A 2,434-nucleotide genomic window follows, 5' to 3' on the forward strand; every position below is an offset into this window, starting at 1 on the left:
CATCGTCTGGTTACACATGCTGTGCATAAACATGGTTCAAAAATCTTAATGCAAATTTTGCATGCAGGTCGCTACGGTTACCAGCCATTTGTTGTGTCTTCAACTGCAATTAAATCTCCAATTTCACCTTTTAAACCACGCCAGCTTTCTGAAAAAAATATTCTGAGCACAATAGAAGATTACGCTCAGTGCGCCGATATCGCTAAAAAAGCAGGTTATGACGGTGTCGAAATTATGGGCTCGGAAGGTTATCTCATTAACCAGTTTTTAAGTCGCCACGTGAACCAGCGTACTGACCGTTGGGGTGGTGAAATTGAAAACCGTATGCGCTTTCCAGTCGAGATTGTTAAAGCGATTCGTGCCAAAGTCGGTGAGAAATTTATTATCTGTTTCCGCTTGTCTTTACTCGATTTAGTCCATGACGGTAACACCATGCAAGAGGTGGTGACTGTAGCCAAAGCTTTAGAAAAAGCAGGTGTGACTTTATTAAATACCGGCATTGGCTGGCATGAAGCTCGTGTGCCGACCATTGTAACATCTGTGCCTCGTGCAGCTTTTGTTGACTACACTGCTCATGTAAAACAGCATATTTCTATTCCGATTATTGCTTCAAACCGTATTAACATGCCTGAAACTGCCGAAGAAATTTTGGCAACTGGTAAAGCAGATATGGTTCAAATGGCGCGTCCTTTATTGGCCGATGCATTTTGGGTAAATAAAACTGCGACTAACCGTGTTGATGAAATTAATACCTGTATTGCATGTAACCAAGCCTGTTTAGACCATGCTTTTAAAAATAAGCGTGTATCTTGTTTGGTTAACCCACGTGCAGGCCATGAAACAGAACTGGTCTATTTAAAGACTAAACAGCCTAAGCGAATTGCAGTTGTGGGCGGTGGAGTAGCGGGTATGTCGGCGGCAACTGTTGCGGCAAGTCGTGGTCATGCAGTCACTTTGTTTGAAGCAACATCGGATGTAGGCGGTCAATTTAACTTTGCCAAAGTTGTACCAGGCAAAGAAGAATTTCACGAGACGATCCGCTACTTTAAAGTCCAACTCGAAAAAACAGGGGTGGACGTACGTTTAAATACTCGCGTAAATCGTGAACAACTTGAACGTGAAGGTTTTGATGAAGTAATTGTTGCAACTGGTGTAATCCCTCGCGCATTAAAAATTGAAGGAAGTGACGCACCACAAGTCCTTTCGTATGCTCAAGTTTTGAAAGGGGCAGAAGTCGGGCAAAAGGTTGCAGTGATTGGTGCGGGTGGTATTGGTTTTGACGTGTCAGAATTTTTACTTAAACCGCCACATCAACCACAGCCTCAACCTTTAGCCGACTGGCAACGTGAATGGGGTGTAGACCCAGATCCGAATTATGTTTCTGAAGGGGGGATGCAGCCGCCAGTCGTTGAACCAGCGATCCGTGAAATTTATTTATTGCAACGTAAAACCACACCACTTGGTATTGGTCTAGGCAAAACTTCAGGTTGGGTCCATCGTGCACAGCTTAAAAAGCATGGCGTACGTATGCTGCGTGGTGTGCAATATAAAGCAGTCACTGATGAAGGGCTTTGGATTGAGCACAATGGGCAAGATCAACTTTTACGTGTAGATACGGTTGTGGTGTGTGCAGGTCAAGAGTCGGTAAAAGACTTGATGCCAAAAGAAGGTGAGTCGACTATAGCGAACTATCATATTATTGGTGGTGCAAAGCTTGCAGCAGAGCTAGATGCCAAGCGTGCGATCAAAGAAGGAGCAGAATTGGCTGCCCAACTGTAAAATTGATGAAACAATACGCACTTGAACACAAAGCGATGATATTTTTCTTGAATAAAATGAATAAGCTTTGTATTCTTACGCACATGGAAGCGTGGCAGAGCGGTTTAATGCACCGGTCTTGAAAACCGACGAGGGTGTGAGTCCTCCGTGAGTTCGAATCTCACCGCTTCCGCCAAATTCGAAAAGCCCCTGTTAAAAGCTGGGGCTTTTTTTTATATCTATTATTTTACCCCTCATTCTACCCCACATAAAAATTTGGATTGCGTTAGACAGATTTTGATTTCAGTTTAATTTTATATTGTGTAGTTAATGCACCATCATAATGGTCAATATCTTGTAATTGTTTGATGAATTCTTTCGGGGCAACTATTGCTGCTATATGTATAATTATGGGTAGAATAGCTCCTTATAATACTAATTCCTTTGCATCACTAACTTGCAAAGTAAAATTGACTGATATGTACCAAATTTAAATTAAGAGATATGGATAATTCATGAATTTAATAAATCACAGTAGTAAGTTCTTTTTTGCAATTTTTCTTATGATGAATCTTTCAAATACATATGCAGCAAAAATACAGGCTGTAGATGCTGAAGTACAGGAGAGTGCTGTAGATGCAATGGAAGCGGCTGGAGCAGAAGCTGTAGAGGCTGG

The 2,434-nt window shown here is 41.9% G+C and carries 1 protein-coding gene, 1 tRNA gene and 1 pseudogene; all 3 read left to right on the forward strand.

The window, feature by feature from the left end; all coding sequences use genetic code 11:
- Positions 1-1,779 (forward strand): NADPH-dependent 2,4-dienoyl-CoA reductase (locus J536_RS23615; protein WP_032064149.1); only part of this gene is annotated, 1,779 nt, incomplete at its 5' end.
- Positions 1,780-1,864: 85 nt separating this feature from the next.
- Positions 1,865-1,954: transfer RNA gene (locus J536_RS23620), tRNA-Ser, on the forward strand.
- 367 nt (positions 1,955-2,321) lie between these two features.
- A pseudogene (locus tag J536_RS26350) lies at positions 2,322-2,434 on the forward strand (hypothetical protein); the annotation flags it as partial.

The sequence above is a fragment of the Acinetobacter sp. 809848 genome (assembly GCF_000581275.1).
In the GTDB taxonomy this organism is placed as follows: Bacteria; Pseudomonadota; Gammaproteobacteria; order Pseudomonadales; family Moraxellaceae; genus Acinetobacter; species Acinetobacter pittii.